9 protein-coding genes are annotated in these 6,563 nt (G+C 40.5%); 1 reads left to right on the top strand and 8 read right to left on the bottom strand.

The window, feature by feature from the left end; all coding sequences use genetic code 11:
* The first annotated feature begins 1,113 nt into the window (after nucleotides 1–1,113).
* The gene (locus tag RMX98_RS25360; RefSeq protein ID WP_322681378.1) at nucleotides 1,114–2,751 is read left to right on the top strand and encodes a PQQ-dependent sugar dehydrogenase; all 1,638 of its coding nucleotides are present in this window, start codon (nucleotides 1,114–1,116) and stop codon (nucleotides 2,749–2,751) included.
* Nucleotides 2,752–3,328: 577 nt separating this feature from the next.
* Here the strand turns inward: RMX98_RS25360 and RMX98_RS25355 are convergent.
* The 8 genes from RMX98_RS25355 to RMX98_RS25320 all read right to left on the bottom strand — a co-directional run bounded on the left by RMX98_RS25355 (nucleotide 3,329) and on the right by RMX98_RS25320 (nucleotide 6,375).
* On the bottom strand, nucleotides 3,329–3,805 hold the full coding sequence (locus RMX98_RS25355; RefSeq protein WP_322681379.1) for a hypothetical protein: 477 nt from the start codon (nucleotides 3,803–3,805) through the stop codon (nucleotides 3,329–3,331).
* 344 nt (nucleotides 3,806–4,149) lie between these two features.
* Nucleotides 4,150–4,593, bottom strand: coding sequence for an HNH endonuclease signature motif containing protein (locus RMX98_RS25350; RefSeq protein WP_322681380.1), 444 nt, complete (start codon nucleotides 4,591–4,593; stop codon nucleotides 4,150–4,152).
* Between the two features lie 9 nt (nucleotides 4,594–4,602).
* Nucleotides 4,603–4,857, bottom strand: a complete 255-nt coding sequence (locus RMX98_RS25345; protein WP_322681381.1) for a hypothetical protein — start codon at nucleotides 4,855–4,857, stop codon at nucleotides 4,603–4,605.
* Nucleotides 4,858–4,889: 32 nt separating this feature from the next.
* Nucleotides 4,890–5,117: a type II toxin-antitoxin system HicB family antitoxin gene (locus RMX98_RS25340; protein WP_322681382.1), complete on the bottom strand. Its 228-nt coding sequence runs from the start codon at nucleotides 5,115–5,117 to the stop codon at nucleotides 4,890–4,892.
* 54 nt (nucleotides 5,118–5,171) lie between these two features.
* A complete protein-coding gene (locus tag RMX98_RS25335; RefSeq protein ID WP_322681383.1) occupies nucleotides 5,172–5,393 on the bottom strand; it encodes a hypothetical protein in 222 nt (73 codons plus the stop codon).
* 22 nt (nucleotides 5,394–5,415) lie between these two features.
* A complete protein-coding gene (locus RMX98_RS25330; RefSeq protein WP_322681384.1) occupies nucleotides 5,416–5,664 on the bottom strand; it encodes a DUF6887 family protein in 249 nt (82 codons plus the stop codon).
* A complete protein-coding gene (locus RMX98_RS25325; protein WP_409880840.1) occupies nucleotides 5,648–5,839 on the bottom strand; it encodes a DUF6888 family protein in 192 nt (63 codons plus the stop codon). Before RMX98_RS25325 ends, RMX98_RS25330 begins: the two co-directional genes overlap by 17 nt.
* Before the next feature lie 62 nt (nucleotides 5,840–5,901).
* Nucleotides 5,902–6,375: a HEAT repeat domain-containing protein gene (locus RMX98_RS25320; RefSeq protein WP_409881820.1), complete on the bottom strand. Its 474-nt coding sequence runs from the start codon at nucleotides 6,373–6,375 to the stop codon at nucleotides 5,902–5,904.
* Nucleotides 6,376–6,563 lie beyond the last annotated feature (188 nt).

Genomic DNA, 6,563 nt, shown 5'->3' with positions numbered 1-6,563 from the left:
ACTGAGTTTCGACTACGCGGTAATCGAGCGACTTGCACTGAGCGGCGTCGAAGTGAGTCGAGATTCAACTACCGCGCAGTCGTTGTAAATCGAGATTCAACTACCGCGTAGTCGAAGTAAGTCTAGATGCTCAACACAAGTCTGTATAGCCGCGAATCATCTTTGCCAGGTCTGAGTATTTCGATTTTCAAGACTGATAAACAGAGTTCAAATACTCGTTTACGAATATCGTTTCTTTGTGAAGAGCGCCAAATCTCTTAATTTTTTATTTCTTCTCTTCGAGACGCTATGCGTTGGCGTACTTGGCGCTCTTCTCTAACGAGACGCTGGCGTTGGCGGAAGCCTTTCGTAGAGAAGGCGGTTCGTTCTTTATTTCTTGCACTACTCTACCAATAGCTTTAAAACGTTCGCCCAACTCTTCAGCGACAGTTTTTCCGCCTGAAGTTTTTTTTCGATGCTCACGTAGTGATAAATTGTCAAACTGTTAGTCATCGCATCATCTACCTATTCGGTGAGTTGCTGCATTGAGATTAAAAGTTGAGTGAGCATCTTTTTTTGGACTGTCTAGAGCGCGGCTTTAATTTCTTGGATATCTTGTGGCCAAAGGTAGCTGCAATATTTTGATAAATAACTGTATATTTACTTAAGTGTTTTTGTACTAAAGCTTGAATGGCTACTAAATATTTAATTCAACTTAGTAGATGCAATGTCTAGTAAGGGCTACATTTATATACACTAATTTGTAATTTTTATTTTAGTAGATATATTAGCACAGGAGAACATACCAAAAGTATTTAGTAGCTAAAAGCAATGTCTACGACAGCCTACGCCTACGCACACTTTTTTGTAATATTCAGTATATTAGCCTGAAACATAGCTTGATTAAGTGAGATTTTGATCCTCTACTTATTGAATAAGTCGGAGATATGGGTTATTATCTGCTCGGTTCCGTAACTGTAGTTACACAAAGCGTGACTAGACAAATATACCTAAAAAGTATTATCAAAAACTAGTCTACTTAAGTAAGCTTTGTTTTGAATCTCGAAAAAAAAATCGACAATTCGAGATTTATTGTGTAACCTAAATCACTATTAGGCTAGAAGGAAGTTCAAGATGAGTGTGTTTTCTCTAAACTCAGTACAAATGCTCGGCCGTATATTATCTCTATCGCTAGTTAGTTTGATCCCTCCACTTACTAGTTTGATGTCCCTAGAAGTTTTTCCTACCGCAGCTTTTGCCCAACCACCAGCTGCGTCTGTTGAAACCAAGCTGAAAGTGCCTAACAGCATGAACTATGCGCCCTTCAACATTAACCGTTACTTGAAGGTGCCACCCAACTTCTCCATCTCTGTTTATACTCGCATTCCGAATGCTCGCTTTATGACTGTTGCTCCCAATGGGGATCTTCTAGTGTCACAGCCCAGTAAAGGTAAAGTGTTAATTGTCCGAGCAAATGGCGCCAAAGATCCAATTATTTCTGACTTCGTGACAGGTCTACGCAGACCACACGACATTGTGTTTCATAAGATTGGCAACACAACATACGTTTATATCTCTGAGACTAATCAAATTAACCGCTTCATCTACAAATCTGGAGATATAACCGCAAAAAATCGTGAAATCGTTATAACTGGTTTACCAGACAGCAGCACATCAGAACTCAAAGGTGCTTATGGTCACGAACTAAAGAATATCGCACTTGATTCTAATCACAAACTGTACGTGTCCATTGCTTCTACATGCAATGCTTGTAAGGAAGATACTGTCAGCAACCCAGTGCGCGGCGCGATTTACCAGTACAACGCTGATGGAAGCGGTAAACGGCTTTTTGCTCGAGGTTTACGTAATGCCGAAGGATTAGCATTCGTGCCTGGTACAAATGACCTTTGGGTAGTCGTTAATAATCGAGATAACATCGCCTATCCTTTGAACGATGGTAGTGGTAATTACGGTAAGATTATTCAGTCCTACGTTGATAACCACCCGCCAGAGGAGTTCACAAAAGTTAGAGATGGTGGTAACTACGGTTGGCCATTCTGCAACCCCAACCCTGACACATCAAATGGCGTCAACAATATGCCATTTGACCGCGACTATCAGTTCAATGCTGGTGGAAGTGTTAATTGCAATGCAATGGATAGGATTAGCAAGGGTATACAAGCCCATTCCGCTCCTTTGGGATTAACATTCTTACAAAATACCAACTTTCCCAGCTTGTACTCAACTGGGGCCGTGGCGGGGTTGCATGGTTCATGGAATCGGCAGAAGAAAACAGGCTACAGAATAGCTTACTTTCCCTGGAACACTACGACCAAGACTCCAGGGCAGGAGATGGATTTAGTCAGTGGTTGGCTAGTTTCAGCAACACAAGAAATCTGGGGACGACCCGTAGATACAGCAGTAGATCAGCAAGGCAATTTGTTAATTTCAGATGACTACAGTGGCACGATTTACAAGCTTTCTTACAACGTCTCCAACACTTCCTCACAAAAGGTTAAGGTCTACACTGAACCGAATTTTGGTGGAGTTTCTCAGTCTTTTCCCACAACTCCAGGAGTATACAAAGCTAACGAAGGTGACTTAAATATTGTTGGTAATGACGCGATCAGTTCATTGAGTGTACCATCGGGTACAGTGGTGCGTGTATGCCAAAATGAAACTGGTGGTCTATGCCGTGACTATACTGCTGGTAACTATAGCTCTATGGCGAGTGGCTTGAATAACTCAATATCGTTTATACAGGTCAAGTAGCACTAAATTTTCTTTGCAAATTTGGGATGCTTCTCTGCTCTACCTAAACTGTAAAGACGCGAAATTAGATTGGGCTTCGCTCCACAATGCTAACGCGTCTCTACCAAGGATTTTGGGTTTAACTGAATGGTATTGATCCATATCTACCACTAGTTTCACCTGATATTCACTATATATAGTAAGGACGTACAGATGTACGGCCTTACAGCCAGTTCATTTATTGCAAAGATATTTGAAAGCGTGGTAATGATGACAAAACCATCAAAATGAAGCAACGCACGAATGATTTTTGCAGGACAGGGCTAAACATTTTGATTTTCGAGACTCATTAATGACTATCAAAGCCTCATTAATGACTATCAAAGCTTCATTAATGACTATCAAAGCTTCATTAATGAGTGTCAAAGCTTCATTAATGAGTGTCAAAGCTTCATTAATGAGTATCAAAGCCTCATTAATGAGTATCAAAGCCTCATTAATGAGTATCAAAGCCTCATTAATGAGTATTAAAGACTCATTAATGAGTATCAAAGCCTCATTAATGAGTGTCAAAGCCTCATTAATGAGTGTCAATTTATCAAGAACTAGATGCAGCTTTAGCTGGCCTACCTTTGATAGCTTTAAAACGTTCGCCCAACTGTTCAGCGACAGTTTTTAAGCCTGGAGTCTTTTTTGATGCAGTCTTCACGTAATCATAAACAGTCAAACTGCTAGTCATAGCTTCACTACCGACTGCCATTAGAGTATCATCTACCTGTTCGGCGAGTTGCTGTACTGAGATTAAAAGTTCGGTAAGCGCAGTGGCTAATTGATAATCCCGGACAAGTTCTTCAACGTCAAAAGTGGCTGGAAGGATTTCGCGGTTCGACTGAGCAGCAGTGATGCTATTATTTACAAAAGCTAGGCTTTTATCGCCCATTTTTACTAACTTACGCCGTTCTTCAGTGCTGAGAGTAATCAGAAAGGGCAGCTTTTTTTGAACTGTCTGTAACGCAGCTTTAATTTCTTGGATCTCTTGTGGCGAAAGGGTGGCTGCAATATTTTGATAAGCCATTATATATTTACCTTGAGAGTTCTAATGATGAAGTAGCAATAGTTGCTAAGTATAGAATTCCCATTGATAGATGCGATCGCACATTTTCTGATAATTTTTACTTTAGTAAGGTATGTTAGCGCAGCGTAACGCACACAATACAACTGGCTAATTGATTATCCAGAACAATTTCTTCCAGCGATCGCACATCATAACCTATTTATTTATCTGTTTTAGAAAATTTGTCGGTTGGGTTGAAGGTCGTGAAACCCGACAAAACCGTGAAAATGTTGGGTTTCATTCCTCAACCCAACATACACGGAAGCAAGTTTTTAGGCAAAACCTACGCAGCATTACATCATAACCTATTTATTTATCTGTTTTAGCGCCGATGCTGAGGGATACTGACCAGATGCAATCAAAGCTTGTCGTTCTACAATCCTTTCATCGCCGTTAAAATCTAGGATACGTGCAGTAACTTCACCAATATCTGTTTGATGCACAATTACAGCCTCATCCAGTCGAAAATGCTCACCCCAAAAGTCTCTGCGTGGGTTAAAAAACCGCACAAGTTCGCCAGTTTGCCAATTAATTGATCCTAAATCCGTCCCTTTTTGCAGGTTACAGAAGATACAGGCATAGCAGAGATTATCTTCTGTTGTAGCACCGCCGTGTTTGACACTGATTATATGGTCAACTTGACAACCTGACGATCTATCTACTTCAGAGACGAGACAGTACTCGCAAATATGCTCGGCGCGATCGCTAACTAAACGCCGTAGTTCTGCATTAATATATAGACGAGGCATTTTGAATACTTACTTAGGGTTAATGTACTGATGAGCTTTTGCTTTTGCTAAAGTCATAATATGCTCTAGCGTGAGGAAATGATTTAACTCTCGCTCATCACTTCCTGTAAGACCTTCAGTTTTTGCCCGATAAACCAGATCCTCTAAACGGTCTTTGGCTGCATCCGAGAGTTTGAAATCGATAACACTTTGGGGAGTGGTTCCAGCAGCAATAAACTCTATAATTTCGTCGTATACTTTGGTGGTATTTACAGATGTAGTCATGAGATTACCTATTTTTATTTAATTTTACTAATTTACAACGCTACTTTTAACGACTTTCCTAATGTTTTTGGCTCTGGTAGAGTTTCACCGTCAGCCAAAGATGATTCAATCAGCATTTCTAAAACTTCTTGAGCATTTTTCAGAGCGTCTTCATAAGTCTCTCCGTGAGTGTGACAAAATTCTCCCCATTCAGGAAGACTGACAACAAAACACTCATCTTCATCAGACCACTGAATAATTATTGTGTAGTGATAATTCATTCTTTTTCTTCCTCTTGAGCATTTTTAATTTCTTCTAACCTTTGAAGTGCATTATTAACGAATTGTTCTCCAGCTTTTTACCCGACCTTCAGCAATATCTTTTTTACCTTCTTCAAATGATTCAATAAATCCAGGGATATCAAGTAACTCTTGGGTAGCATCTTCGCTCTCTTTATCTGCTAGATATGCTAAAAAATCAGCAACCAGTTGTAGGCGTTCTGAAGATAATCCATCTAGATATTGGTTGATTTGCTGACGAACTTCTGTATTGTTCATATTTTTAGCCAATCTTTTATTCTTAACTTTGAGAATCTTGCTTGTTTTTATTTGCTTGCTCAATGCGTTGCCTAATTGCTTCTTCTGCAATGCGAATATTTTCTTCAATTGGCGTACCGTCTTCAGCTACCATTGGCCCGTACCATGTTGCTTCCGAGTCAGGAGGATTACGGCGACTAAACAAGACACGAATAGCCTCATCATCATCTCGATGTGCAAGTATATAAGCTGTCAGTTCTTTGTTAGTCATTGCTTCAAAGTTCGGTTTCATTTAAAAACCTCCAGAGTCCACTAGGGGGTACGATAATTTCAATATTCTCGCCTGCCAAAATATACACATCTCTAGTTTGGATTTGAAAACGAAACAGGTGGATATCTTTATAAGTGTTTGATAACATTTGGCAGACTCGCACACAGGCTTGTGCTTGTTCATTGGTTGGGTTTATTGTCTGTTCCTCAATTGTGACATAGATAATATTAAGCTTTTTGGCATATACTCAGCTTACGTTTACCCTTCCAACTGCTTTAACTTCTTCTGAGCAAATTCCCGCACTTGCTCATCTGGGTCATTCTTGGCGCGATCGCGCAACAGTGGTAAAGTCTGCTCATGCTGAGGAAATTGCTTGATAATTATCTCCAGTGCAATGCGCCGAGGGTTGGTTTCATCCTCTTCCTCGCGCTCAAAGGAATCATTAACAGCGCAGTTGTGGTAGATGTCAAACAACTCAGGCTGATATTTAAAGTATTTAGCTAATTCTTGGACTGCTGCACGTCGCACATCGTTATCATCATCCTGGGTAGCACGTTCTTTGAGAATAGATTTGGTGTCGGGGTCATCTTTGAAGTTTTCCGCTAATTGTCGGACTGCCATATATCGCACATCATTATTATCATCCTGGGTAGCGCGTTCTTGGAGCCAGGATTTGGTGTCGGGGTCATCTTTGAAGTTCTCCGCTAATCCTATAACTGCTGCACATCGCACATAATTATTATCATCTTGGGTAGCGCGTTCTTGGAGCCAAGATTTAGTGTCGGGGTCATCTTTGAAGTTCTACGCTAATTCTACGACTACTAGAATTCGCACATCTTCATGAACATCCTTAGATCGGAAGAGAACACGGCTGAAATACAGTCCCCTGAAGAAATGTCGTTTGAACTCTTCTTCTTGAA

It is taken from the genome of Nostoc sp. DedQUE02 (genome assembly GCF_034531035.1).
Lineage (GTDB): Bacteria > Cyanobacteriota > Cyanobacteriia > Cyanobacteriales > Nostocaceae > Nostoc.
Note: the sequence above shows the minus strand (reverse complement) of the source record. Positions and strands in the feature narration are given on the sequence as shown.